Below are 25,746 nucleotides of genomic sequence, written 5' to 3' on the forward strand. Positions count from 1 at the left end.
GTGTGAAATGTGAAAATTTAATTTCATATTTCAGAGTTCCGACTTTCTCCAGTCCCGCTGCCGTTGGGATCTGTTGCCAGACTCTCCTCTCACGCTTCCAGTCTCAATGCGTACAGGTTTTTTAGCACGAGCGCTGCGACGCTCGGAGTTATGTAGAGACTTTTGCAATCAGGTGGTCAGCTCCGCAGGCAGCGACCTTCTGGCTAGCCTCATTCAAATGTCTTTATTATAGGTTTAATTTGACCGCGACCCGAGTTTCTTTGTGTTTTCTTAAGTTTCGGCGTTTGGACGTAGAAGAGGGGGAGCTGGGGAGAGGAGGAGTGAGGGGCTTTAGCCCAGGAAGAACTTTTCTTGGTTCTTGGTTCTTGGTTCTTGGTTCTTGGTTCTTGCTTCTTGCTTCTCGATCGCTCTTTCTCTCAAAAAATTTGACCGGCATCAATAACACAGGTCAGGGGAATACCGCAATGAGTTTGAAAGCTTAACTCATAAGTTTTTGGAATGGTTAAGATTTAATTTTTAATACGTTGCCGCGCCAGTCCTGGAAGGCCATCAACGGGCCGGCGTGACAGAGTGAAGTCACACTTGGTGTGGCATTCGCTAACATGTTCTGTAAAGATATCTAAAATCCTCGCAGCCGCCCATGTTCAGTTCCCTTCAAAACAAGGCCGCTTTGGCCACAGCCAGCCCGGTCAGCCAACAGCCTCTAGCAGCTTCCAGTGAGGCTGGCAGCAGCAGTCAGACTGGCGCAAGCGGTGAGGAAAAAGCCGTGAGGGTGGTAGATTACCTGCGCATCAGTCTCATCGACCGGTGCAATTTCAACTGCCTGTACTGCATGCCAGAGGGGGCAGAGATCGACTATATCCTCAAGCAGAATCTGCTTCGGGATGAGGAACTGCTGGCCCTGATTCGAGACGTGTTCATCCCGGTGGGGTTTAGACGGTTTCGCTTCACCGGCGGCGAACCGCTGCTGCGAAAGGGAGTGGTTGAGCTGGTGCGCCGCGTCAGCGCCTTCCCCGAAACGCAAGACCTGGCCATGACCACCAATGGATTTTTGCTCGCCCCGATGGCGGAGGATCTCTATCGTGCCGGTTTGCGGCGCATCAACATCAGCCTCGACTCCCTCAATCCAGACACCTTTGACCTGATTGCCGGCAAGCAGGGGCGCAGCCGGTGGCCACAAGTCTGGGCGGGAATTCAGGCCGCCCACCGGGCGGGATTTGACCCCCTGAAGCTGAACGTCGTGGTGATTCCGGGGGTGAACGACAGCGAAGTCCTCGATTTAGCCGCTTTGACGGTTGACCGGCACTGGCACGTCCGGTTTATTGAATTCATGCCCATTGGCAACAGCCAGATGTTTGCCGGTTGCGGTTGGGTGCCCTCTGCCGAGTTGCGGCAAAAAATTCGCGACGCCATGGGACTCGTGGAGTCGCGAGTCACCGGTGCCGGTCCTGCCGACGTATTCCAGATTCCCGGCGCTTTAGGCACCCTGGGATTTATCAGCCAGATGTCAGAATGCTTTTGCGATCGCTGCAACCGCATGCGCCTGTCCGCAGACGGCTGGTTGCGACCCTGCCTGCTCAATGAAACAGGCCAACTTGACTTGAAAACCGCCTTGCGAGCCGGTGCTAGCCCTGCCGAGTTGCGGGAGAAGGTGCGCCAGCTGCTGGCCATCAAACCAGAGATTAACTTCAAGCAGCGTGACTCTGGCACGGCCACCGGCACCTACACGCGCACCATGTCCCAAATTGGCGGCTGAACCGATTTTAGATTTTAGATTCTCCATTTTTACCGATGTAAAATCTAAAATCGCAAATCTAAAATCCCTAGGCTTGCCGTGAGTAGTATTCCACCACCAGCAGCTCGTTAACCTGCAGCGCCACCCATTCGCGCTCAATGACGCTGTTAACCTTGCCAACGAGTTTGTTTTTGTCAAACTCCAGATGGCTCGGCGTGTTTGCCAAACCCGGGTTCGCCAGGTTTGTTTCCACTAACTTGCGGGAAGCTTCCCGATCTCTGACGGCGATCACGTCTCCGGGTTTGCAACTGTAGCTGGGGATGTTGACGGAGCGACCGTTAACGGTTATGTGCCCGTGACTGACCAGCTGGCGAGCGCTCGGAATCGTCGGAGCCATTCCCAGACGGAAGACGGTGTTGTCCAGCCGCATTTCCAGCAGCTGCAGCAGCACCGAGCCGGTGGAGCCGGTGACTCGGCGAGCTTTGCGCACGTAGCGCAGCAGCTGCCGTTCCGACAGACCGTAGTTGAAACGGAGTTTTTGCTTTTCCTCTAGGCGGATGGCGTACTCTGAGCGCTTTTTGCGGTTTTGGCCGTGCTGGCCTGGTGGATAAGCTCGTTTGGCCGTCTTGCGAGTCAGACCGGGCAAATCACCCAGGCGGCGCACAATCCTGAGGCGCGGGCCTCGATATCGCGACATGTAATTTCCTCTCTCTATCCTTTGCTGAAATTTTTGCCAGACATACTAGTATATAGCTTTTTGATTCCGTTTTCCAAGGGTTAAGCTCAAACAAGAGTGGGAACCCCTTGACCGCAGGACCGCACCCCCAGCCGGACAAGACACCGGCTCCCCCCGCTCGCCTGGCCCTCTGGCGGAGTGAGGGGTTAGAATCCACACCCCTGCAGGGGGTTGACTGATTCGTCCTAATGTGATAGAGATAAAGAAAATCGTAGTTTGCAGGCGGTGACGCATGGGGAGGAAAGAGCCCTCGGACAAATCACAAGCAGGAAGCCTGTGCCAAAAGCGAGTCAGGGAATTCATCCCGGTTGCGGGACTGAAACTGCTGCGCTTTTGTGCCCTGCAGGTGGCAGCGGCAGGCTGGCTGGCGTGGGCGCTGCCGGTGGGGCCAGCGGCGGCAGCGAGCGGGAATAATTACGAAAAGTGCGCTTCCAGACTGTTAAAAGCCGGCATTGCCCCGGAAACGATATCAGCAAGCTGTGGCAGCGCCCTCCATCCAGAGGAATTGGCCAGCTGCGCGGTGAAAATTAATGGCAGGACTGATATCAGCGCACAAGACGCCCTTGACAGCTGCAAGCGGGTGCGCCGGCCACAGGAACTCGCCACCTGCGTGGTGAATATCAGCAAACAAACTGACGCCTCTATGGCGAGTGCCGTACTGGATAACTGCCGGCGCAGCCTGCTGCCCGAGCGCTATTCTCAGTGCGTGGTCGGTTTGAGCCGCAGCCTGCAGGTGCTTCCCGCTCAAGCAATGGCGGCTTGCATTGACGCCGGGGACAGGATTAGCAACTTCGACCCCAGCTTTGTGCCGCAAAATCAGCTGCCGGCGGCACCCCCTGCCACACCAGCGCCCGCACCGGCCACTCCCCAACCTTCTCCGTGAGCCGGCAGCAGTGCCGGTTGCTAGGATAGGGATGCAGCTTGCAAGCGCACGACTGCGCACCGACGCACTCAGAAGGAAAAAAGCTTGAGAGGGGCGAGAGGGGCGAGAGGGGGAGGAGGTGACAGGCGGTTATTTTCTGGCCTTGCGGCGCTAGACCGGCAGGGTGGGGCGGGGCGCACTCGCCAGAAGGAGGCCCGAACCCCTACAGGAAAAGCCCAGAAACAGTTTCACAACCCGTTCGCGCTCTGCCAAAGCCAAAAAAGTGAGGCGGCAATTCAGTTAGATTACTGCACTCATCGAGCTCAACTCTCTGCTAAAACGTGAGAGGAGAGATTTGTCACGAAGGGGAGAACTGCCGTGGATTCGGGGAAGCAGCAGCAAATTTTGGGTTATTTTCTTGAAGAGGCCAAAGAACACCTCGATACCATCGAAAAAGGACTGTTAGATTTACAAGCCACTGTAGCAGATCAAGAAAGGGTTAATGAACTGTTTCGCGCCGCACACTCCGTCAAAGGGGGTGCGGCCATGCTCGGTTTCGGCAGTATTCAGAAAACCGCCCACCGGCTGGAGGATTGTTTCAAGATCCTCAAGGAAAATCAAGTTAAGGTCGATCAAAAAATAGAGACCTTATTTTTAAAGGGTTTTGACGCCCTGGAAGAATTGCTGGAACGCCTCCAAGGCCCGTTTGGCTTGCGGGACGAAGAGGGAGAGCAAGTCGTGCAAAAGGTAGAGCCGATTTTTGGCCAGCTGCAGGATTACCTCAACAGTTTGGTGAGTGGCGCAGAGCCGGCCAAGGCGAACAGTCAGGCACGCGCAAATTTTGGCGATCGGGCAATCGGCGTCCTCAAACAGATGTTGCAGCTGTTTAAAGAAAAAGAAACCCCCGCCAACCGCAAACAGCTTGTGGCCCTGTGCGCCGGACTGGCCCAGCTGGATGCCGGTGCCGAAACTTGGCCCGCTCTCGTCAAAACCGCTCAGCGGGCTATTTCTCACCCGCAGCACTCCTATCGCATCCTCGCTCCCTTTGTGATTAAAGAGCTCAAGCAAGCAAGCGATCTAGTGGTTATCGGGAAAGCCGGCGAAATTGCTGCCAGTTACAGCTTGCAGCAACTGGCTGCCGGCGCACCGGCCTCTGGAGCCAAGGAAATCCTGGTGGTTGCGGAGCCCAAGGCGGCAGCGCAAACCCTGATCCAGACTTTTAATCGAGAGCAACTCTCCCAGCTAGTTGAGTTACTCCGCAAAGCCATCAAGTAAGGAACGAGGAATTAAGAATTAAAAATTGTTTTGGGTGTTAATTTTTAATTCTTATAGCAATAGACCGTTAGTTTAGGACATGATAGTCCTAGAGAAGGTCTGTCCTGCGAGTTAGAGACGTAGGGCAGGCGTCCCGCCTGCCCTGAAGGTCTAATGTCGTAATCTAAGCCGGACCTTTAACAACATTTAATTCGCACTTCATTCCTCTATTATTTCGTTTCCCGCAGCAGCCTACGAAGGCTATCTGGAGGTTATGCCCACACAGCGAAAAAGCAGGTTAAAAGCCTAACAGCTCACACCCTGCAGGTTAACCGCTTTTTGTGGTAAGGGGAAGGAACCGCCAAGACGCCAAGAGCGCCAAGAGAAGAAAGAATAATGGCCCATGAGCCATGAGCCATGAGCCATGCCCACACTCGGTATTATATGCCGTTGTTTTGGATAAACACTGAGGCAGTGGTGAGATCCCCCAATATGTAACCCGCACTCTGACCCAATACCAAATCCACCCGGTCATAGGTTGGTTCTGGTTCAGAGCCGGTGTCATTAATTGGCTCGATCTTCACATAAGCCTCGCGCTGCCCCGCTTCAATCGTCACAGCACCGGAAAGCGCCACGTAATCAGTGCCAGGAATGGCGGAATTGCTCGCCGTCTGGTCAATAGTGTAACTCACCGTCAGCGAATCGCCTATACTCCCAAGACGCTGAATGAGAAATTCGCCAGTACCGGCTTTGCCAGTATTCGGGTCAAGTTCCGAAGCTCGCACGTCAGTGGCTAGGATAATCACCGTCGCCTGCTCGTTGTCAGCAATTGTCATGGTGGCACTGCTGTTGTGGGGGTCTACGTTATAGGTTGTGTCAGGCGTTAGAGTCGGGATCGCCGACTCATCCTCTTCGGCAATGCTATCCTCCCGGGGGGTAAGGGTAATCGGGGCAGAAGTGGTCTGCCCAGCGCGAATCGTCACTGAACCCGTCAGGGCGTCGTAGTCGCTACCCGGAGTGGCTGAACCGCCGACGCTGTACTTCACGGTCAAATCCTGTTTCGCGGCAGTTTCCGCTCCAGTAATCGGATTGATCACAGTCACGAGAAATTGAGCCGCATCCAGACCTTCTTCGGCTGCCTCCGCATCGATGGCAGTGATTTTTACCGTATCGACATCATTGTCCGCAATCGTTACCGTGGCGCTGTCGGCGGTTCCCACATTGTAAGTTTCGGGGTTGGGATTGAGGCGCAAAGTCACCCCCTCATCCCCTTCGTTGAGCTGCTCGTCAATCACGTTGATGTCAATCGTCGCAGTGGCGCTGCCGCCCGGGATTGTGATGGTGCCGGTGAGGGCGGGGGTGGCGGTGTAGTCTGTGCCATTAATCGCTGTACTGCCGGCGGAGGTATCTAGGGTGTAACTCACCGTCAGAGGAGTCTCACTGGTGTCTGGAGTTATCCCGCCTGCGAGATAGCGAGTGATCGTAAACTGGCCTGGATTGGCAGGAATTGCCGGCGGTTCCGTGGGAGTGCCAGCAGGTGTTTCAGCAGCTTGGGGGTCAGTGGCCTCGATCTGCACCGTCGGCAGGTCATTGTCCTCAATTTCCAGAGTAGCAGTATTCACCGGCCCGATGGTGTCAGGAACGCTGGGGCTCCCCAACCTCAGCTGAACGGTTTTCTGCCCCTCGATCGCAGGATCGTCGATGATTGTGCCGGCGGGAATGCTAATCGCCTTCTCCCCACTTTCCCCTGCCTGGAAGGAGACAGGAATCGTCATGTCGCTGTTGAAATCCACACCGGCAGTCGCAGGGTTGATAGCCCCCGAAGCCAGGGTTATGCCGGCGCTGAGCGCTCCACTGCTGCCGCCGGTGCGCTTGACTTTGATATCTGCCAGCACCGTGCCGTCTTCTGCGATCCGGAAGGTAGAGCCGGCAAATTCCAGTTTGCCCGGATTGTCATCGTCCTCTATCTCCAGGATGGCGGTGCCGGCGGCGCTGTTGAGCGTCGCCCCGCCGGTGGGGTTGCTCAGGGTTAAGATAACGCTCTCATTGCCATTCGCCTCGGAAAGCGTATCGTTCAGAATCGGAATGCTGACGTTCTTAAACGCCTCGCCCGAGTTAAACGTGACTGCGATCAGTCCGGCAGTGTAATCCTCTCCCGCTGTGGCCGTCCCATTACTCGGTGTCACTGTGACACTCACGGTTCCCTCAGTGCCGTTCGTGCGCCTGATGGTGACTGTACCTGCTCCCTCCGGATCGCCTTCGCTGACTTTGAACGCGCTCAGAGCAAACTCAAAGGTGCCGGGTTTAGGCGCTGTACCTCCCGTGGTGCCGCCCCCAGTAGTGCCCCCTCCGGTGGTGCCGCCTCCTGTAGTGCCCCCGCCGGTGGTGCCGCCTCCTGTAGTTCCGCCTCCTGTAGTGCCCCCGCCGGTGGTGCCGCCTCCTGTAGTGCCCCCGCCGGTTGTGCCGCCTCCTGTAGTGCCCCCGCCGGTTGTGCCGCCTCCTGTAGTGCCCCCGCCGGTTGTGCCGCCTCCTGTAGTGCCCCCGCCGGTTGTGCCGCCTCCTGTAGTTCCGCCGCCGGTGGTGCCCCCGCCGGTTGTGCCGCCTCCTGTAGTGCCGCCGCCGGTGGTGCCCCCGCCGGTTGTGCCCCCGCCGGTTGTGCCCCCGCCTGTGGTGCCGCCGCCTGTAGTGCCCCCGCCTGTAGTGCCCCCGCCTGTGGTGCCGCCTCCTGTAGTGCCGCCTCCTGTAGTGCCCCCGCCGGTGGTGCCCCCGCCTGTAGTGCCCCCGCCTGTGGTGCCGCCGCCGGTGGTGCCGCCGCCTGTAGTGCCCCCGCCTGTTGTGTCAGGGCTCGGAATGGGAACCAATATATTAATAGGTGCTGCCGCTGGCGATGGCGATGCGGCCACAACGAAATCCGACACAGTTATGGCGCTGGCGTTAATCCCTTGCAAGACAGCCAAAAACTCGCCGGTGGTTTTGTGCTTAATGATGGTGTTGGTGGAGGAAGCCCCTGTGCCCTGAGAGATGTCCAGATCCTCAAAGGTGAGATCGGGCCCTAATTCAATGAAATCCGTGCCGTCGGCAAAATCAGTAATTAAGTCAGCATCTTGTAAAGTGGTGCCACCGCCATTTTTGGTAATGATGAACTTGTCGGTTCCAGCGCCGCCGCTGAGGGTGTCCGTACCGAGATCGCCACAGAGTCTGTCATCACCCAAGTCGCCAAACAGCTGGTCATTGCCTTGACCTCCGTATAGGATATCGTTGCCCTGACCGCCAGAAACGCTATCGTCGCCTTGGTTGCCGTTGAGTAGGTCATCCCCCTGGTTGCCGAAGATTTGGTCGTTCCCCTCTCCGCCAGAGGCAGTGTCGTTACCGCTGTCACCCGAGATGATATCTTCACCGGCATTGCCAAATAGCACGTCATTGCCCTGGCCACCTTGGGCCCTGTCATTGCCATCACCGGCAACGACGATATCGTCTCCCTGGTTCCCATTGAGGAAGTCATCGCCCTCGTCGCCCTGGATTTGGTCGTTCCCAACCCCGCCAAACGCCGTGTCGTTCCCGGCACCGCCCACCAGAAAATCGTTATTGAGGAGATCTCTAAAAACACCGCCGAGGTTGGCAGCGTCAGCGCCGAGGTCGAGATTGTTTTCTTGGAGGTTATCTGGGTCCCCCCGCAAAAAGTCCGCCCCACTGCCCCCATTGAGGGTGTCGCTGCCGGTGCCGCCATTTAGCTGGTCATCACCGGCATCGCCAAACACCAGGTCGCTTCCTTCTGAACCCTCAGCGGTGTCATTGCCGGTGCCGCCGAGCACAAGGTCATTACCGGCATCGCCAGAGAGCAGGTCATCGTCTTCATCTCCCCCCAACGTATCATTCCCCGCACCGCCAGAGAGGACATCCTTGCCAAGATTGCCACTGAGCAAATCGTCGCCGTCTTCGCCCAGCAGGATGTCGTCACCGGCACCCCCAGCAATCAGGTCATTATCCCTGCCCCCTTTGGCCACATCGTTGCCCTGACCCCCATCAATGCTGTCGCTGCCATCTTCGCCGTTGAGATCGTCGTCGCCTTCATCCCCCGCAATTTGGTCTGCGTCCGCACCGGCACTTATACTGTCATTTCCCGGGCCTCCGCTGATATTGTCATTTCCTTTCGAGCCAATGACCGTATCGTCTCCTTCTTGAAGTTGCACGGTATTACTAGAGAGATCGATAAAGTCTCCGGCAGATGAACCGCTGATCGTTGACATTTTAAAAGCTCCTAACTGCTGAAATGCTATTTTCCGTGTTTCCACCTATATGGTGAAAGGATACCCGCTTGAGGGGTAAAACCAATCACTCTCCAGCGTCCGAAAATCTTCGGAAACTTAGCCGCAGCGAACAGGTGCGAGCCCCCGCATCCCAAACAAATATTTTTTCCTGAATGAAAAACATTTAGTTCGCTTCAGGTCATCTGCGCGCCAACGCCGCCCCCTGCCAGCGGTCAAATCATCAGCCTTTAGCCCAGCCTCCCTGCAATCAGCCTTAACCTGACAATCTTCGAGCTTTTTGCTGGCCGGTGGTATTTTTGAGACTGACATATTCACTGGCTCTGCTTCCGCCCGAAATGCTGATATCATTTACGGCTGTATTTTATGCTGATAAAATGCAGGAAATCTTTGTTTTAAAGGGGCTCTGTATAAGAATTGAAAGTCCGGTGCTTGCGGAAGTGATATAACTGGGCGGGATATCTCAACTGGAACGCCTGTATTTAAATTCATGAAAAACCCATCTCGCAAGGTTGCCAGTTTTGCCGGATTTATAAAAATTCACACCGCCCGCTGCCGTCAAGAGATCGGCTCTCAAACGTCAGCGATGCAACAATTTACTGTATAAGCAATTTAAATGTTATAAAACTTTTCGGAATGCCAAAATTTGCCTAATATTTAGAGTTGCCTGCGCGTGGGAATCTGGGCTTTTTTGTCTGGGGAAAAGAATGGTCTGTTAGAAGCCAAAAACATTAAAGACGAGCTGGATAGTGGAAAAGTTCCCCAAGCGGGGAAGAGAGAGGAGTTATGAAGTGCGGTGGCTAAAAGGCAACTCTTGGTTAATGGCGTCGATTTCCCGCTGCTCCATTTGATTGATTTGGCTGATGTAAGAGCGGAGAATTTGGAGCAAACGGGCATTGTAAAACCGGTGGAGGCTGTAGTTGGGGGTGGCTGGGAAGCCGCGACGTTTTTTGTGACGTCCACCGGCACCGGGGTCAAAAGTCTGGATGCCGTGACTGATGCCCCACTCAATGGGGGTGTAGTAGCAGGCGTCAAAGTGGAGGCAGTCAATATCCTGGTAGCTTCCCCAGTAGCGCCCGTAGAGCATGTCGCCCTTGTTGATACAGAAGGACATGCCGGCAGGCTGCCGGTCATCGAGCTCGCTGTAAGCAGCCACAAACAGCACTCGGTGCCGGTAGTGGAAAAGCTGGTCAAAAAACCGTTTAGTCAGGTACTTGCTCCCCCACCAGCCAAACTTGTCGCAGGTATTCTCGTAGAAGCTGTACATTCGAGAGAACAGCGGTTTGGGAATCTCGTCGCCGGTGAGCGTCTGGAGACGGATGCCAGCGGTTGCCACCGCTTTGCGCTCCCGCTTGACGTTGCGGCGCTGGTTGGCGTTGAAGACGGCCAAGTAGTCATCAAAAGTTTGATAGCCCTGATTCTGCCAAATATAGCTGTGGTGCAGCCAGCTGGTGAAGCCGTGGCGTTCCAGCTTGGGTCGCCAGACTGGATCGACAAACAGAAAATTGCAGCTAGAGATACTGTTGCGCGTGCAGAAATGGTCAATGGCACTCACCATCAAACCGATCAGCTGATCCTCATTCTCATTGGGCGCGATCAAGAAGCGATAGCCCTCAGCCGGAGTGAACGGGCTCATGCCTACCAGCTTGGGATAGTATTCGATCCCCAGCCGGCTGGCCAAATCTGCCCACTGGTGGTCAAAGACAAACTCGCCGGCGCTGTGGCCCTTAATATACAGCGGCGCGGCGGCAATCAGGTGCCGGTCGCGCCACACCGTCAAGTGATTCGGCAGCCAGCCGGTTTTAGGCGTGGCGCTGTTGGAGGTTTCCATATTGTTTAGCCACTCCCACTCCAGGAAAGGAGTTTTCAGCGGCACAGCCAGGGCATCCCACTCAGCTTGGGGGACTTCAGCGATTTTGTTAATCCAGGCTACCGAATAGCTCGGCGAAAGCTGTTCCACCATAGGGTTCATGATTTACGGGGCGCATCTCCGCTATCTAGGGTAATCTAATCAGGCGCATCTGGGGCAGGACAGCATTAACCAGCCCAATCGCGCCGGTGCCGTTTCAGCCGGTAAGGCTCCCCCGATCTGCCGGGATTTGGGATTTGGGATTTGGGATTTGGGATTGGAGAGAATTAAAAACTTATAAGCAGCTAAAAATATTTTGTATTGGCAGATATTTTAATGATTTAAATAAGAAATTTAAATCTTTTCTCTAGAAAAACGCGGTTCGTAGGTGAAGTGAGAGCGGTTATGGAGGCAAAAATATGTCCCGGCAAGTCCGGGCTGTTCTCTTTGTTTTATCAGTTCAGGAGCGGGAACTCTCATGCTGGTGCCACCGCCTTTGAGAGTGCCGGTGGCGAAGAAGATGCCGTCCCCTCCTGCCACCTGTTTTTGCAGGTGCGCGCTTGACAAGCCGGCGAGCCAAACAGCACCTGATGCACGCCTGAAGCCGGCTATTTTTCCACCAGAAATCATGGCTTGAACTGCTGTCGTCTTAGGTCGATTTAACGTCTGATAGCTTTTATTTATACAGGAGTTAAAACCCGTAACAAATTCTAGAAAGTCAGGGTAAAAATGGGGAGTGTTTGCAATATTTGCAGACTCACCCTAGCACGGGACTAGGAACTTGTGGCCATTATTCTAATTTTTCAAGTTACAACAAATTTCAAAGGTGCTGTTCCAGGTTAGCCGGGGGGATTTTTAGCAAATTCAGCCCGTGGGGGGATGACTTCACCGCTGTCAAAGGTAGCTAAGGAATCGCTTTTTTTCCCCTGCCACGAGCGAACTCGGCGATAACGCTCATGTTTGGTAGCGGTAAACCAACAGTCATGGCCAGCCCTAACAGCCGCTCTTCTTATTCTTCCCTTGGCGCTCTCTGTGTCTTGGCGGTTCCTAAAACCCAGAGCCGGTGGGGTGGAGCGAGCCGGCAGCCAGCCGGGAAACTATACCCCAGAGGGATTGACACGCTCCCCCAGGTGTGGTAGAGATATGTCTGAGGAAACTGGGCGGGCAGTAAATCTGGGGCAGAGAAATTGCCCTCAGCAATCAAAGGCAAAATGCCTGTGCTGCCCTAGAGGGGGGTGTTTCGTGCCAGATGCGCTCGCTTGCTCCAGCCGGTGAGAGTGAATCCTGGAAACGGCACTGAAACGCTAGCAGCTCTTATAATCGTGATGTAAAGTGAGAATTGTTCTGAACCTGCCATATTGGCAGCAGCATTTCACTCCTAGGCGCATAAAAAAGTGGTGGATGGATGCCTGATCTGTCCGGTCTATACAAACGTTTGGGTTTGCCCGCTCTCGGTCAAACCTCATTTCGCCGCATCCTGCTGTCGCGGATTCTGCTTCTGAGCGTGCCGGTTTTGCTGTTGGGAGAGTACGTGACTTACAGGAAGGCACGTTCTGGCCTGCTGGAAACGGCCCGCCAAAACTTGCCGGAAAGCGCGGTCAGGAAGGGCGAAAAGATTCAAGATTCAGTCGGGGGGCTGCAAGCGAGCCTGGTGAGTGCCAGTCAAACTGCAGTCCTAGAGTCAGGGTCGCTAGAGGCATCCAAACAATTTTTAGAGCAGCTGGCGCAACAATTTCCCGAGCGGGTTCAGTGCCTTCAACTGGCTTCTTTACAGACCGGCGAGATTGCGTGGAGCTCCTGCGGCAATCAGCGGCTGGATTTGCCTGCTGTTCCTGTATGGCCCGCTGTGCGCGAGAGCGCCTTTACAGAGGTCTCTGCGGTAAAAATAACCGCCCTAACGCCGGTGACATCCGAGAAGCCGGCTGAGATGGCTGGGGATAGGCCAGCCAGCGGGGAAAGCCAGCTCAGCTTGGTTTTAAGTGCGCCGGTTTACGATCTGGCGGGTCAGCTCGTTTATGCCCTAACGATTCAAGCCGCCCTCATCGAGCCCGAGACGGATAAGCCAAGGTCTCTGTCTGGCTATACGGTGGTGATTGACCACGATGGAACCATTTTGGCTCACCCCAACGCCAGCCGAGTGGGGCGCAAGGTTTCGGAGGAGGAAGACAAAGCCAGACTCACAGCGATTGTGGGCAATGCGCTCGCCGGCAATACGGATTTTATTCACCTGTTCGGGTTTGAAGACGGCGGCGCGGAATTGCTGGCTGGCTACACCGCTATCCCCAGTCCAGTGGCGGCGGATGGGAATAAAAAGTGGATTGTCTTGGCCGTCACCCGTCTGGACAATGCTCTGGCGGGGCTCGAAGAAATTCAGCACGTTCTGGTAACGCTGATCCTGGGCTTGCTCGCCGCTAACCTGCTTGCCACTCTCTATCTGTCTCGCGATATAGCGCGCCCCCTCGAACAGCTGGGGGACTACGCCCTGCGGGTGCAAGCCCGACGCGCTCTCGACCGAGTTCCCCACAATTTTCGCATCCGGGAGTTCAATCAATTGGCTGAGGCGCTAGACAGTATGGTAGAGCGTCTGACGGCGTGGGCGGAGGAGCTGGAAACCGCCTGGAAAGAAGCGAAAGTGGCCAACGAACTGAAAAATGAGTTTTTGGCCAATACGTCCCACGAGCTGAGAACTCCTCTCAACGCTATTATTGGCTCGATTCGTCTGGTGCGGGACGACTGCTGCGATGACGAGGAAGAGGAAATGGAGTTTTTGCAGCGGGCGGATGACGCTGCGATTCACTTGCTCGAGATCATTAATGACGTGCTCGACATTGCCAAAATTGAAGCGGGCACGCTGTCGGTGGTTCTCGAGCCGGTCGATCTGCAAAAAGTGATCGAGGAAGTTATCGATTTGCAGGCGGCTGAGATTCAAAACAAGGGCTTGCAGTTGATTTTTCCTAAACGCCAAACCCCGATTGCGGTGGAAGCGGACCCCGCCAAGCTCAAGCAGGTCCTGCTCAATGTGGTGGGGAACGCGCTCAAGTTTACTGACACCGGCTCGATTTCCATCTCCACTCGCATCGAACCGGTGGGAAACGGTGACGCCAACGGCTCTGCCGCAGCACCGGGCTCATCCTTTCATGAGCGGCACGCGATTGTTTCTATCCGGGATACGGGTATTGGCATTGACCCGAGCCAGCAGCACCGGCTCTTTCAACCGTTTGTTATGGTTGATGGCAAGAGAACTCGCAAGTACGGGGGTACGGGTTTGGGACTGGCTATCTCGCGGAATTTAATGGAACTTATGAAAGGCACGATTACCCTGCACAGTGCTGGCCCTGGCTTGGGGACAACGGTTGAGATATGTTTGCCGGTTTTGGATCTGCTGCCGGTGTCTTCTGATAAGCTTCAAGTTTGAAGTTTGAATTTTAAATGAATTCAGAATTCAATCTTCACGCATTCGCAATTCTCACCGGCTCCCCTCCCCGGTTGACCGATTCGCTCAAGGCGCTGAGAGTTCGCACTAGTCCCACGCCTGTCGCTCCCGAGGAAACCGGCGAGGGGGTGTTGCTGCGCGCGCAGTCCAGAAAGTGCTGGCACACCTGCGCTAAGGGCTCTACCGGCTCTACGCCGATCGCTTCGCGACTCTGACCGGCTGGGATAAACTGGTCGCCGGTGCGCTCTAACTGTCCCCGCTGCAGGGTGAGGGCACCCTCCGCTAACATCTCGTCAAATATTAAGGTGCCCTGGCTGCCGGCAATGGCCAACCTCCGCTGTTTGTCTGGATTGCTCCAGCACAGGTGGATAAATGCCCGCACGCCGCTCGGATACGTCAGCGTCACCCACACTAAGTCGGACAAACCCCGGGGAAAATGCTCTCCCCCGCTCCATCCCTCCCAATTGCTTTGCAGCCAAATGGTGCCGGTGGCTCCCACCTGTGCCGGCGTCTCTCCCAGCCAGCTGTTGAAGATGCAAATGTCGTGGATGGCTAAGTCCCACAGGGCGTCCACATCGGGGCGCACCGGCCCGAGATGGGTGCGAGTGGCATAGCCGTACCTCAATTCTCCCAGATGTCCCTCTTGGATAACCCGCTTCCCTCGCTCGACGGCTGGGTGGAACAGGTAGGTGTGGTCAACGACTAGCTGCCGGTGCTGCTCTTGGGCCAGCCGGCACAGTTCCTGGGATTCCTCCGGGTCCAGGGTTAAGGGTTTTTCTGCCAAAACGTGGTAGCCTTGCTGGAGGGCGTCGGCAATCAGATGGTAGTGGGTGGATGCCGGTGTGGCGATTGCCACTGCTTCAATTGCCGGCATTTGCCGCACTTGCTCCCAGTCTGCCGCCAGCACCACACCGGCATCGAACTCCAACTGCTCCTTGAGTGCTGCCAAGCGTTCCGGGTTTCGATCCACCACAGCCACCACTCTCGCTTGCGGATTTTTCAGGAAGTTCCGCACCAGGTGGACGCCCCATCGCCCCACCCCCACTACCGCTATGCCGGTTTGTTTGGACATTTACAAAATTTTTCTTTTTCAATTCTGGCGGCGGCGCAAAAAATTTAACAAGTTTTTAGATTCCTTGACCGCTCCGCATGGTACTTTTTAATTGTGGGAATCTGTCTGAAAATATTATTTTGGCTCCCACTCCACCCTTACTACTTCACCCTACCACGAGCCGGTGAACAGCGCAACCCCCCTCTCTGACTCCGCCGGCCCCTTTTTTTTGCCCATTTTTCACAAATTTTGGCCGGCCCCCGGCCCCCGGGCCCAAACTTTAACAAGTTTTTAGATTCCTTGACGGCTCCGCGTGGTATTCTTTAATAGTGGGAATCTGTCTAAAAATATTATTTTGGCTCCCACTCCACCCTGACTACTTCACCCTACCACGAGCCGGTGAACAGCGCAACCCCCCTCTCTGACTCCGCCGGCCCCTTTTTTTTGCCCATTTTTCACAAATTTTGGCCGGCCCTCGGCCCCCGGCCCCAAACTTTAACAAGTTTTTAGATTCCTTGACCGCTAGGCATGGTACTCTTTATTAGTGGGAATCTGTCTAAAAATATTATTTTGGCTTCCACTCCACCCTTACTACTTCACCCTACCACGAGCCGGTGAACAGCGCAAGCCCCCCTCTCTTTGTTGCTACAATTCTTAACAAATTTTGGCCGGCCCTCGGCCCCCGGGCCCAAACTTTAACAAATTTTTAGATTCCTTGACCGCTAGGTGTGGTATTATTTAACAGTGGGAATCTGTCTAAAAATATTATTTTTGCTCACACTCCACCCTGACTGCTTAACACTAGCACGAGCCGGTGAACAGCGCAAGCCCCCCTCTCTCTGCCGGCCCCTTTTTTGTGACAATTCTTAACAAATTTTGGCCGGCCCTCGGCCCCCGGGCCCAAACTTTAACAAGTTTTTAGATTCCTTGACCGCTCCGCATGGTACTCTTTAAGATTGGGAATCTGACTGCTAATATAATTTGCGCGCCCACCCCATTATTAAGAAGACTACCATGAGTGGGAGGTGAAGGTCAAGAAGTGACAAAAAACAAAAAAGTTGGCAAGTCAATTTACAAAAAATTAACAATCACCAATTAAGAGCGGGCGCTACTGCCTTTAGAAGGGACTAGGCGGCGGGGATTGGGGCTCTCGGAGGGGAGGCGCGGGGTTTGAGAGCCGAGGGAGCCGGTGAAATTTTCAGCTTCGCCTTGGGACAGGGACAAAAAAGCTTCTCGGGCGGCGGCTTGTTCAGCGGCTTTAATGGAGCGCCCCGTTCCCTCACCGAGCCGGCGTCCGTCGAGGGAGACTACAGCGGTGAACCGGTGGGCGTCACCGTGAACCTGCTTGGTTTCCTCAACCTGATACACCGGCAAAGCCTTGTAGCGAGCTTGAGTCCATTCCTGGAGAGCGGCTTTGTAATTTTGGCGAGCGGGATCGGTGCGGATTTCAGCCGCGCGCTGCTGGAAGTGAGAGTCCAGCCACGGGCGCACCAGATCGAGGTTGTGCGTGCTCAGGTAAAGCGCCGCCAGCACAGCTTCCAGAGAGTCAGCCAGACGGGACTCACAGCCGGCGGCGTCACCGGCGGCGCTGGCGGAAACCAGCAAATAGCGCTGCAAGCCATAACTTTCTGCTATAGTAGCCAGAGTGCGGTCGCTGACCAGCACAGAGCGAATTGCCGCAAATTCCCCCACCGAACAGTTGGGATAGGTTTCTAATAAAAACTCAGCCGCTGCCAGACGCACCACAGCGTCCCCAACGAACTCCAGCTGCTCGTAATTGGCATTCGGTGAAGCAGTCGGGTGAGTCAGCGCCAAGTCGAGCAGATCCCACTTCACTGGCACTCCCTCTGGGAGCCCCAATTTTTGTGTGAATTTCTGTAACTGTTGCTGCCGGTGAGGATAAGTAAGCGCCATTGAGGATTTTTAAGTTGAGATTTTAGAGCTGAGATTTCAAATTTTATCTGATAAATGCCAATTCTGAACAAAGCATCCAAAAAATTGAAAAAGGGAGAGAGCAAGTCATAAGCCGGGTTCAGTTTTCAAAGGCTGAACTCAGCCTTTGAAGGCAGTTATCTATCTGGGACGCCTGTTACCAGACGCCTCTAGCGGCACTCATGGGCGGAACCGGTAAAAGACCAACCGTCGTTCCTTCGACCTTGCTCCCAACCGGGGTTTACCTAGCCAGCGCCTCTCGACGCTGCTGGTGCGCTCTTACCGCACCCTTGCACCCTTACCTGTAAGTAGGGGCGGGGCGAACCCGCTCCCACTCCATCGGCGGTATGTTTCTGTGGCACTATCCTCACGGTCACCCGCACTGGGCGTTACCCAGCAAGTTTGGTCTTTCGGGAGCCCGGACTTTCCTCAGACCGGCATAAAGCCAGCCCGCAACCGCCAGCGCTTACTCTCTCCTTAGTTCCAGTTTATTGCACAGGGTGTGTTTGTGGGTGGCTGGTGCGGGAATCTGGGTGGCTGGTGGGGTGTCTCGGAAAAGCGAGGTGAGCGCCGGTGGGGAGTTTTGGTTTCACCGGCACCCCGCGTGAGCGCCGGCGGAAGCCCCAGCGCCCGCATGAGAATTTGTACTTGCCGGTGAGGATTTTAACCGGTTCTGGGACAGTTTCTGGCGCTGAGCGAAGAAACCGGGTTTCGCAGAAGTTACCCGGTTTCTGGCACCGGCGCTCTTAACAATTACTTGATAAATCAGCTCTAAGCCTGCTTGTTGCGCCTACCTTTTTAAGTCAGTCCGGACGGTCGAGAAGTTGTCGAACCAGCCGCGACGCTTGAAGAAGTAGACGAGACTGGCAGCAATTGTTATCATAGCACCCCAGCAGAGGAAGTAGCCAAAAGGCCAGTTTAGCTCCGGCATATTCCAGGGAGATTTTTCAGTATTGAAGTTCATGCCGTAGATCCCGGCAATAAAGGTTAAGGGGATAAAAATGCTGGACATGACGGTGAGGAACTTCATCACCTCGTTCATCTTATTGCTGATGGAAGACAGATAGACATCCATCAGGCCGCCTGCCAGTTCCCGGTAGGTTTCCACCATTTCCATAACCTGAACCGCGTGGTCGTAACAGTCGCGCAGGTAAATTCGCACATCCGCACTGATCAAAGGGCTGCCATCTCGGATCAGGGTATTAATCGCATCGCGCTGCGGCCAAATTGCGCGGCGCAGAGCCAGCAACTCCCGCCTGATTTGATAGATTTTTTCCAGCGTGTTTCGGGTGGGGTTAGTCACCACTTCATCCTCTAATTCCTCAATGCGCTCGCCATACTCTTCCAGAACCGGGAAAAAGCCATCGATAATCGCATCCAGCAGGGCATAGGCTAGGTAATCTGGCCCTCGCTGGCGGATCGTGCCCTTGCCGGCACGAATGCGGTCGCGCACCGGCTTAAAGCAATCGTGTTCGGCTTCCTCCTGCACTGTAAGCAGGTAATGTTTCCCTAAAATGAAACTGACTTGCTCAATCCAGAAGCCCCCACTCCTTTCCTTGGGCATCACCATCTGGGCAATAATCAGCAGATGGTCTTCGTGATCCTCCACTTTAGGGCGCTGGGGAATGTTGACGATATCTTCCAGGACGAGGGGGTGCAACTTGAAAACCTCACCCAGCTGACGCCAATTCTCTTCAGTGCCCAAACCCATGACATCCACCCAAGAAACCGTCTCGGTATCCAGGGAAGGAAGGCAGGATAGCGGGTTTTCCAAATGCGTGCGGGTGGCGCTAGTCTGGCTGTAGTCAATCAACACTATTGTCGCCGGTGAGGCGTCTGGCGGAAGCCTGAGAGTTCCCGGCGAACTCCCCGGTTCGTCATAGAAGTATTCAAAGTAGTCCTCTTCTTCCTCGGCGGGTTGGGCGGGGAGTCTGGAAGGCGGAAAGCGGTTTTCTACCATGCTGTTTGACTTGGACAAGATTGCTTAGTGCGATCTTAAGCGATTTTGTTTCACTTCCGGACCCCACCGCACAGCCGCCGCCGGTGAGGGCGTCGCCAGCCGGTAGGTTTTCTCACTCAGTCAGGTGGGAGCCTGCGCCTGGCTGACTTTATAGGGTTTTTCATACAGGACTTAGGCAGCACACTGTGGTATAGGGTGGGTTACGCTAGCGCTAACCCACCCTAAAGATAGAGGCTAGAGCCAGGAAAGTAGCAAAAAATCCAAAATCCAAAATCCAAAATTGGTGGTATATAGCGTTTCTCATCGTTTGTGAGGTACAGAGAAACCCGGTTTCTTAAAGAAACCGGGTTTCTGGGCCATAGTTCATGCAACTGACAACCGGTATAAGTTCACCGGCTCACTGCATAAGTAATTGACAGCGCGGCTAACTGTTCAGTCCTGGCAGCGCGGGTATTGGGGTCGAAAGAAACAACAAAGTTGCGACTCCTCACATCAATATCAGCCAGGAAACTGTCAGCAGCAGAAACAGACTCCTCATCCAAAGTCAAAATTCCCGATTGAATTGCTCTACCGGCAGCAATCTTTTGCAAACGCTGCAGCGACTCGCGCAAAGGCGATAAACTCGCAATCACCAAAACTTCCGATATTCCCACCGGCTCCCCTACCGTCAGTTTAAACGCATCTCGCTCCGGGTCAGGAATTTGTCGCGTTTCCCCCGCTTTCACTAGCGCGGCGTCAACACCGGCAGTCCAGCTATTTGGAAACACCACCGCCAACTCTCCCGTGGGGTCAATTGCCAGCAATGTGACGTACAAATCCCGCTTTTCCCGATTTTCAACTTCACACTGAACCCGGACTCCAATCGGAAGTTGCGGAATCCCCCCCACCACCTGAATTGCTTTGGAAATTGGGGGAGGGGCGCTATCAGTTTGAGTTAGCGTGCGGGGGGTGAAGGCGGTGGCGGCGAACTGGGTTTCTGCACCCCCGATAACTTTTATGGAGGCGGCGACATTCAGGCGAGAGGATTCTGCATTGAGGGTGAGTTTGACAATTCTCGCCGCCAGCAGGGAGCGGAATTTCGATTTCAGGCGAGCGATTGCCGGCGCGACGGTTTCTCCCGCTGCGCCAAAAGAACCGGGAATTAAATCCAATCCCGGCGCGTACAGCCCCAAACTCCCCGCCGGCGGACTGTCGGAAACACCGGCTTTTGTCAATTCTTGGCGCTGCGCTTCTGTCATTCTACCAAAAATGTACTCGACCTGTGTTTGACCCAAAGGAAGGGGTTCGAGCCGGTCGAGTTTGGCGAGCGCTTCTCTGGCTGCATTTAATTCGCTCCCCAAGGACTCATCCAGTCCGATGCGGAGTTTCAAATCGCTGGGAATGGCTCTCGCCTGTTCCTGCAATAGCGCCCCCGGTTGCAGCAGTTGCTCCTGTTTTAATTCTACCACTTTTCCCCGCGCTAGCAACCCCTGGCGCGACTCTAGCTGTATCAGTCCTTGCGGCTGTCCCTGTCTGTCTATTATAGCAAATACGGAATCTTTATTAAAGGCTGCAAAGGACTGCGGATCTATCCCTCCCAGCCAAAATTCCACCTGTTTGCCGGCAGCGGAGCGAATCACGGCTTCTGCGGGGGGTGTGGGCGCGGGGAGGAAGTAAGTTGGTTGGGTTTGGTTGTTGCTTGCCGGTTTGGCTTCCATTTCTGGAGTTTGCTGAGTTGAGGAAATGCGTGCTGTGGTGCGAGAGACATTTGCCAGTACAGTTTCGGCGGCGCGGTTGCCGGTTTGCTGCCACAGATATTGTGTTAGAGTGTAAGTAAAAGCGCCGGCATCAAACCCGTCAAAGGGCGCGTCGGCGGCGTATTGATTGGCGGCGGCGGAGGCGATGACAATTCCTTTGGCTACGCCTCTGTTTCGCTCTTTGATAAACTTTTCTTGGGAGAGTCCCAGTTTGGATAGCCACTGCCGGTGATACTCTTTTTCCTCAGCGCTAGGCTGCTCGCCGCCGCCGATGGCTCGAATGGTTAAATTCCCCCGTTTTCCGCCTCCGGAATGGCAGCTGTCCAGGATAACAGTGAGGTTTTCTGTGCTGGTGGCTGACATCCAGAGAAAGAGCGTTGCGCCCATGATATCGGAAACGGTTTCTTCGGTGCCGGCTTGGGATTTGGTGCGGTCGCTGGGGACGAAGGTGCTGTTGAGCTTTTCGCGCTCGTCGCCTGAGGGATTGTAGGGGTTAATCACTCTGGAGCCGTGTCCGGAAAAGTGAAGGACAGCCACATCTCCGGGTTTGGCTTGTTTGATTAAGTGTTCTTCTACAGCTTGGATAATTCCGGCGCGTGTGGGTTTGATTTGGGTGCTGCCGGTGACTGTTAAAATGTCTTTGGGATTGAAACCGAAGCGGTTTATCAGGAGCTCTCGCTGCAATTCTACGTCTGTCTCGCAGCCTTTTAGGGGAGAAAGTTCGGTGGTCTGATAGTTATTGATTCCTATCAGGAGCGCGAGTTTGCGAGGGGTACTTTGAGCGAGAACTTTGGCGTAGCGCAGTGCTTGGTGCTGGATGTCGAGTTGGCTCCATCCGAGGGCGGCTAGGAAGGCTCCTGCGCTTTGGAGAAAATGCCGGCGGTTGATGTTTGTCATGGGGTATATTCGTTGAGCATAGCTGTTTGAGTGCTAGAGCCCGGGCGATTGGAAATCGCGGCTATACAGACGAAACCCGCCTGCGCGGGTTTAACAGTCCGCGAAGCGGACTTGGGGTTGTATATTAGGGGGTTTTACCGACCCGATTCCAAGATTGGCGGGGTGCTCCCGTTCAGTTTTAACCTCTTGCAGGACTTCTAGCATGGTATTTGCCGCTTCAAAAGCATCATAAGGCGACCAAACAGGGTAGGATTGGTCGGGTTTGATCAGGTCAGCCTCTTCTCGGGCTAACTGCGATATCAAAACCTGCATAATATAGAGTTTATCCGCACGGCCAAGCCCTTGCAAGGTGTCTAGCAGTTCTCCTGAAACCATCGTTAAAACTCCAGTCAATCGGGAAGACTTCACTAAGTCCCATCATAAGGCTAAGGCGAGAGACAGGGACGGGGCAGGGCAATTCACTTACGCTATCAACTTTTACCACAAAAATTTCCCCTGTTCTCTCAGGAAAGCTTAAAAAATTATAAGAGTTTGACTGTGGGGGAAGGCAAGGCCCTAAGCTAGAGCTGGGTTAAACGTTTCTTTAGAACACTTATGGCGCGTGGGTGGTTTGCGGGATTCGGCTGCCGGTGGTTTGCGGTATCCGTCAGTGTGCTGATTGGGTCAACTCCGGCGGTTGCCGGTGCTGCCGGTGGGGAGCGGTGGCTCTTGGCACCGGACATGGAGGCGGATGGCAGGATAGCTCAAAATAGCAGCAGTCCAGAAGCGGACAGACTGTTGCTAGAGGGGGGGCAACTATTTGAGCAGGGAACGGCAGAAACTTTACGGGCGGCTTTGGAAAAGTGGGAAGCTGCCCGCCAACTGTACCGCGCCGCAGGGGATGCAGGAAGAGAAGCCCTAACACTGCTTGGGATGGGCCGGGTTTACTCCGACCTAGGGGACCAGCAAAAGGCGCTGGACTACTACAGCCAATCCCTGCCCCTGTTCCGGCAAGTGGGGGAGAAGGCAGGGGAAGCCGCCACCCTCAACAATATTGGCGGGGTTTACAACGACCTGGGGGACAAGCAAAAGGCGCTGGACTGCTTGAACCAATCCCTGCCCCTCTTCCGGCAAGTGGGGGAGAAAGCAGGGGAAGCCGCCACCCTCACCGGTATTGGCGCGATTTACTCCTCCCTGGGGGACAAGCAAAAAGCCCTGGACTACTACAGCCAATCCCTGCCCCTGACACGGCTTGTGGGGGACAAGGGACAGGAAGCCGTCACCCTCAACAATATTGGCGGGGTTTACTCCGACCTGGGGGACAAGCAAAAGGCGCTGGCCTACCTCAGCCAATCCCTGCCCCTGTTCCGGCAAGTGGGGGACAAGGCACGGGAAGCCGGCACCCTCAACAATATCGGCATGGTTTACGACGACCTGGGGGACAAGCAAAAGGCGCTGGACTACTTCAGCCAATCCCTGCCCCTGTCACGGCTTGTGGGGGACAAGCCAGGGGAAGCCACCACCCTCAATAATATTGGCGCGGTTTACAACGCCCTGGGGGACAAGCAAAAGGCGCTGGACTACTTCAACCAATCCCTGCCCCTGACACGGCTTGTGGGGGACAAGGCACAGGAAGCCGCCACCCTCAATAATATTGGCGCGGTTTACTCCGACCTGGGGGACAAGCAAAAGGCGCTGGACTACTTGAACCAATCCCTGCCCCTGTTGCGGCTTGTGGGGGACAAGGCAGGGGAAGCCACCACCCTCACCAATATTGGCGGGGTTTATGACGCCCTGGGGGACAAGCAAAGGGCTCTGGACTACTACAGCCAATCTCTGCCCCTGAGACGGCTTGTGGGGGACAAAGCAGGGGAAGCCGCCACCCTAAACAATATGGGCCTGGTTTACGACGACCTGGGGGACAAGCAAAAAGCCCTGGACTACTACAGCCAATCCCTGCCCCTGACACAGCTTGTGGGGGACAAGGCAGGGGAAGCCGCCACCCTCAATAATATTGGCGCGGTTTACAACGCCCTGGGGGACAAGCAAAAAGCCCTGGACTACTTCAACCAATCCCTGCCCCTGAGACGGCAAGTCGGGGACAAGGAGGGGGAAGCCGGCACCCTCAACAATATCGGCATGGTTTACGACGACCTGGGGGACAAGCAAAAAGCCCTGGACTACTACAGCCAATCCCTGCCCCTGGCACGGCTTGTGGGGGACAAGGAAGAGGAAGCAGTCACCCTCAGCAATCTCGCTGTCACCAAGCGCCGGCAGGGCAACCTCACGGAAGCACTGACTGACATAGAAGCTGCCATTGCCATTATCGAAGACCTGCGTACCAAAATCGACAGCGAGAAACTCCGGCAGTCCTACTTCGCTCAAAACCAGAATGGTTACGAGTTCTACATCGACTTGCTGATGGAACTCCACCGGCAAAACCCCGATAAAGGATACGACGCCAAAGCCTTCAATGCCAGCGAACGCGCCCGCGCCCGCACCCTCCTGGAACTTCTCACCGAAGCCAAAGCTAACATCCGTCAAGGCATCACCCCCCAATTGCGTGAAAAAGAAAGCAACTTGCAGCAGCGCATCAACGCCACCGCCAAACGCCAGATGGAATTGTTTTCCGGCGAACACACAGAACAGCAAGAAACCGCCATTAAACAAGAACTCGATAACCTGCTACGAGAACTTGATGAACTCAGAGCAGAAATCCGCAAAACCAGCCCCCGCTACGCCGCCCTCACCCAACCCCAACCCCTGACTGCTCAACAAGTGCAGCAGCAACTGCTCGACAAAAACACCTTACTGCTGCAATACTCCCTCGGCAAAGATCGCAGTTTCCTTTGGGCAGTCACTCCCGACAGCTTAACCGCCTACGAACTGCCCCCCCGCGCTGAAATCGAAAAGGTTGCCGAGCCCTTCTACCAGCTGATGCAAAATCCCGCCTATCGCGGTGAAAGTCGCAATTTAATCGTCACTCCCGACATTCCCAAAGTTAACGCATCCGTCGCCAAACTCAGTCAAATGCTGCTGGGGCAGGTTGCCGATAAACTCCCAGGGAAACGCCTGCTCATCGTTCCCGATGGCGTCTTGAATTACATCCCCTTTTCCGCACTACCGGCACCCGCGCCCGCCCCTACCCCCGCGCCCGCCCCAAACGATTTAACCCCGCTATTAGTTAGCCACGAAATCATCAACCTGCCTTCCGCCTCTACCCTGGCAATTTTGCGACAAGACTCGCCACGACAGCCCGCCCCTAAAACCGTCGCCCTCATAGCCGATCCAGTATTTGAACCCGACGACTCCCGCGTCACCGGCAACCCTTCTCCCCCACAGCAAGAAACCCGCTTATTTACCTTTACAACAAGCCGGTCCGCCGATTCAGTTGGCATCAAACACCCGATTCCCCGCCTCACCGGCACCCGCAAAGAAGCCGAAGCCATTCTCGCTAATGCCCCCAAACCCCAAACCATGCAAGCGTTTGATTTTGACGCCTCACGAACCACCCTAAACAACACCGACTTAACCCAGTACCGCGCCGTGCATTTCGCCACCCACGGGTTTGCCAGCAGCAGCGCCCCTGAACTCTCGGGCGTCTTGCTTTCCCTAGTGGATGACAAGGGCAATCTTGTCGATGGCTTCTTGCGCCTGCACGACATTTTCAACCTCAGTTTAAACGCCCAAGTTGTCGTGCTTTCCGCCTGTCAAACCGGCTTGGGCGGTTCCGTGCGCGGCGAAGGTTTGGTGGGCTTAACTCGCGGTTTCATGTATGCCGGCACTCCCCGTCTTGTCGTCTCTTTGTGGAGTGTGGACGACGAGGCTACCGCCGCCTTGATGTCGAGTTTCTACACTAAAATGCTATCACAAGGGATGCCGGTGGCGCAAGCCCTGCGACAGGCGCAGCTGGAAATGTGGAAACAGGACAAATGGAAATCACCCTATTTCTGGGCGGCGTTTACTTTGCAAGGGGATTGGCGGTGAGTTGCCGGGAGACATGGGAGATTGTTTATTGAAGCCGGCAGAAACTGGGGGGCGGCCACGCGGGCCGGCC

The 25,746-nt window shown here is 55.1% G+C and carries 16 protein-coding genes and 1 other RNA gene; 6 read left to right on the plus strand and 11 right to left on the minus strand.

What is annotated here, in order from left to right; genetic code table 11:
- Positions 1-766: 766 nt before the first annotated feature.
- Positions 767-1,756: a GTP 3',8-cyclase MoaA gene (gene moaA / locus OSC10802_RS0110930; RefSeq protein ID WP_026098371.1), complete on the plus strand. Its 990-nt coding sequence runs from the start codon at positions 767-769 to the stop codon at positions 1,754-1,756.
- A 67-nt stretch (positions 1,757-1,823) separates the two neighbouring features.
- Here the strand turns inward: moaA and rpsD are convergent, their stop codons facing one another.
- On the minus strand, positions 1,824-2,432 hold the full coding sequence (gene rpsD, locus OSC10802_RS0110935; RefSeq protein ID WP_017716812.1) for a 30S ribosomal protein S4: 609 nt from the start codon (positions 2,430-2,432) through the stop codon (positions 1,824-1,826).
- A gap of 271 nt (positions 2,433-2,703) precedes the next feature.
- Here rpsD and OSC10802_RS0110940 point away from each other — a divergent pair, with 271 nt between their 5' ends.
- Positions 2,704-3,354 (plus strand): hypothetical protein, encoded by a 651-nt coding sequence (locus OSC10802_RS0110940; RefSeq protein ID WP_017716813.1) that lies wholly within the window; start codon positions 2,704-2,706, stop codon positions 3,352-3,354.
- Between the two features lie 357 nt (positions 3,355-3,711).
- On the plus strand, positions 3,712-4,608 hold the full coding sequence (locus tag OSC10802_RS0110945) for an Hpt domain-containing protein (RefSeq protein ID WP_017716814.1): 897 nt from the start codon (positions 3,712-3,714) through the stop codon (positions 4,606-4,608).
- 419 nt (positions 4,609-5,027) lie between these two features.
- Here OSC10802_RS0110945 and OSC10802_RS47545 read toward each other — a convergent pair whose 3' ends face one another.
- From OSC10802_RS47545 to OSC10802_RS55535, 4 genes are all read right to left on the minus strand, one after another.
- Positions 5,028-8,834 (minus strand): Calx-beta domain-containing protein, encoded by a 3,807-nt coding sequence (locus OSC10802_RS47545; protein ID WP_017716815.1) that lies wholly within the window; start codon positions 8,832-8,834, stop codon positions 5,028-5,030.
- Positions 8,835-9,636: 802 nt separating this feature from the next.
- Positions 9,637-10,815 carry a GNAT family N-acetyltransferase gene (locus tag OSC10802_RS0110965; protein WP_017716819.1) on the minus strand — a complete coding sequence of 393 codons (1,179 nt, stop codon included), beginning with the start codon at positions 10,813-10,815 and terminating at the stop codon, positions 9,637-9,639.
- Between the two features lie 240 nt (positions 10,816-11,055).
- Positions 11,056-11,331, minus strand: coding sequence for a hypothetical protein (locus OSC10802_RS49485; RefSeq protein WP_155967567.1), 276 nt, complete (start codon positions 11,329-11,331; stop codon positions 11,056-11,058).
- Between the two features lie 595 nt (positions 11,332-11,926).
- On the minus strand, positions 11,927-12,058 hold the full coding sequence (locus OSC10802_RS55535; protein WP_255349130.1) for a hypothetical protein: 132 nt from the start codon (positions 12,056-12,058) through the stop codon (positions 11,927-11,929).
- Between the two features lie 48 nt (positions 12,059-12,106).
- Between OSC10802_RS55535 and OSC10802_RS0110980 the strand changes: the two genes are divergently transcribed.
- A complete protein-coding gene (locus OSC10802_RS0110980; protein WP_017716821.1) occupies positions 12,107-14,116 on the plus strand; it encodes a hybrid sensor histidine kinase/response regulator in 2,010 nt (669 codons plus the stop codon).
- A 34-nt stretch (positions 14,117-14,150) separates the two neighbouring features.
- Here the strand turns inward: OSC10802_RS0110980 and OSC10802_RS0110985 are convergent, their stop codons facing one another.
- The 3 genes from OSC10802_RS0110985 to rnpB all read right to left on the minus strand — a co-directional run bounded on the left by OSC10802_RS0110985 (position 14,151) and on the right by rnpB (position 17,591).
- On the minus strand, positions 14,151-15,206 hold the full coding sequence (locus OSC10802_RS0110985; RefSeq protein ID WP_017716822.1) for a Gfo/Idh/MocA family protein: 1,056 nt from the start codon (positions 15,204-15,206) through the stop codon (positions 14,151-14,153).
- Positions 15,207-16,280: 1,074 nt separating this feature from the next.
- Positions 16,281-17,099, minus strand: coding sequence for a ribonuclease III (gene rnc, locus OSC10802_RS0110995; RefSeq protein WP_017716823.1), 819 nt, complete (start codon positions 17,097-17,099; stop codon positions 16,281-16,283).
- A 92-nt stretch (positions 17,100-17,191) separates the two neighbouring features.
- An RNA gene (rnpB, locus tag OSC10802_RS45005) (RNase P RNA component class A) lies at positions 17,192-17,591 on the minus strand.
- A 99-nt stretch (positions 17,592-17,690) separates the two neighbouring features.
- Between rnpB and OSC10802_RS49490 the strand changes: the two genes are divergently transcribed.
- Complete coding sequence (locus OSC10802_RS49490; RefSeq protein WP_155967569.1) at positions 17,691-17,867, plus strand: hypothetical protein; 177 nt, start codon at positions 17,691-17,693, stop codon at positions 17,865-17,867.
- A 40-nt stretch (positions 17,868-17,907) separates the two neighbouring features.
- On the opposite strand, the gene corA is transcribed toward OSC10802_RS49490, so the two are convergent.
- From corA to OSC10802_RS39630, 3 genes are all read right to left on the minus strand, one after another.
- The gene (gene corA, locus OSC10802_RS0111005; protein WP_017716824.1) at positions 17,908-19,077 is read right to left on the minus strand and encodes a magnesium/cobalt transporter CorA; all 1,170 of its coding nucleotides are present in this window, start codon (positions 19,075-19,077) and stop codon (positions 17,908-17,910) included.
- Positions 19,078-19,466: 389 nt separating this feature from the next.
- A complete protein-coding gene (locus OSC10802_RS0111010) occupies positions 19,467-21,710 on the minus strand; it encodes a caspase family protein (RefSeq protein ID WP_017716825.1) in 2,244 nt (747 codons plus the stop codon).
- Positions 21,711-21,800: 90 nt separating this feature from the next.
- Positions 21,801-22,085, minus strand: coding sequence for a hypothetical protein (locus OSC10802_RS39630; RefSeq protein ID WP_017716826.1), 285 nt, complete (start codon positions 22,083-22,085; stop codon positions 21,801-21,803).
- 219 nt (positions 22,086-22,304) lie between these two features.
- On the opposite strand from OSC10802_RS39630, the gene OSC10802_RS0111020 reads away from it, so the two are divergent.
- Complete coding sequence (locus OSC10802_RS0111020; RefSeq protein ID WP_017716827.1) at positions 22,305-25,676, plus strand: tetratricopeptide repeat protein; 3,372 nt, start codon at positions 22,305-22,307, stop codon at positions 25,674-25,676.
- Positions 25,677-25,746 lie beyond the last annotated feature (70 nt).

The organism is Kamptonema formosum PCC 10802, assembly GCF_000332335.1.
GTDB lineage: Bacteria > Cyanobacteriota > Cyanobacteriia > Cyanobacteriales > Oscillatoriaceae > Oscillatoria.

What these genes read in the sequence shown, in the direction of transcription:
- rpsD (WP_017716812.1), bottom strand. Translation starts at nt 2,432, where the DNA reads ATGTCGCGATATCGAGGCCCGCGCCTCAGGATTGTGCGCCGCCTGGGT.
- OSC10802_RS0110940 (WP_017716813.1), top strand. Translation starts at nt 2,704, where the DNA reads ATGGGGAGGAAAGAGCCCTCGGACAAATCACAAGCAGGAAGCCTGTGC.
- OSC10802_RS47545 (WP_017716815.1), bottom strand. Translation starts at nt 8,834, where the DNA reads ATGTCAACGATCAGCGGTTCATCTGCCGGAGACTTTATCGATCTCTCT.
- OSC10802_RS0110965 (WP_017716819.1), bottom strand. Translation starts at nt 10,815, where the DNA reads ATGGTGGAACAGCTTTCGCCGAGCTATTCGGTAGCCTGGATTAACAAA.
- OSC10802_RS49485 (WP_155967567.1), bottom strand. Translation starts at nt 11,331, where the DNA reads ATGATTTCTGGTGGAAAAATAGCCGGCTTCAGGCGTGCATCAGGTGCT.
- OSC10802_RS55535 (WP_255349130.1), bottom strand. Translation starts at nt 12,058, where the DNA reads ATGGCAGGTTCAGAACAATTCTCACTTTACATCACGATTATAAGAGCT.
- OSC10802_RS0110980 (WP_017716821.1), top strand. Translation starts at nt 12,107, where the DNA reads ATGCCTGATCTGTCCGGTCTATACAAACGTTTGGGTTTGCCCGCTCTC.
- OSC10802_RS0110985 (WP_017716822.1), bottom strand. Translation starts at nt 15,206, where the DNA reads ATGTCCAAACAAACCGGCATAGCGGTAGTGGGGGTGGGGCGATGGGGC.
- rnc (WP_017716823.1), bottom strand. Translation starts at nt 17,099, where the DNA reads ATGGCGCTTACTTATCCTCACCGGCAGCAACAGTTACAGAAATTCACA.
- corA (WP_017716824.1), bottom strand. Translation starts at nt 19,077, where the DNA reads ATGGTAGAAAACCGCTTTCCGCCTTCCAGACTCCCCGCCCAACCCGCC.
- OSC10802_RS0111010 (WP_017716825.1), bottom strand. Translation starts at nt 21,710, where the DNA reads ATGACAAACATCAACCGCCGGCATTTTCTCCAAAGCGCAGGAGCCTTC.
- OSC10802_RS39630 (WP_017716826.1), bottom strand. Translation starts at nt 22,085, where the DNA reads ATGGTTTCAGGAGAACTGCTAGACACCTTGCAAGGGCTTGGCCGTGCG.
- OSC10802_RS0111020 (WP_017716827.1), top strand. Translation starts at nt 22,305, where the DNA reads ATGGCGCGTGGGTGGTTTGCGGGATTCGGCTGCCGGTGGTTTGCGGTA.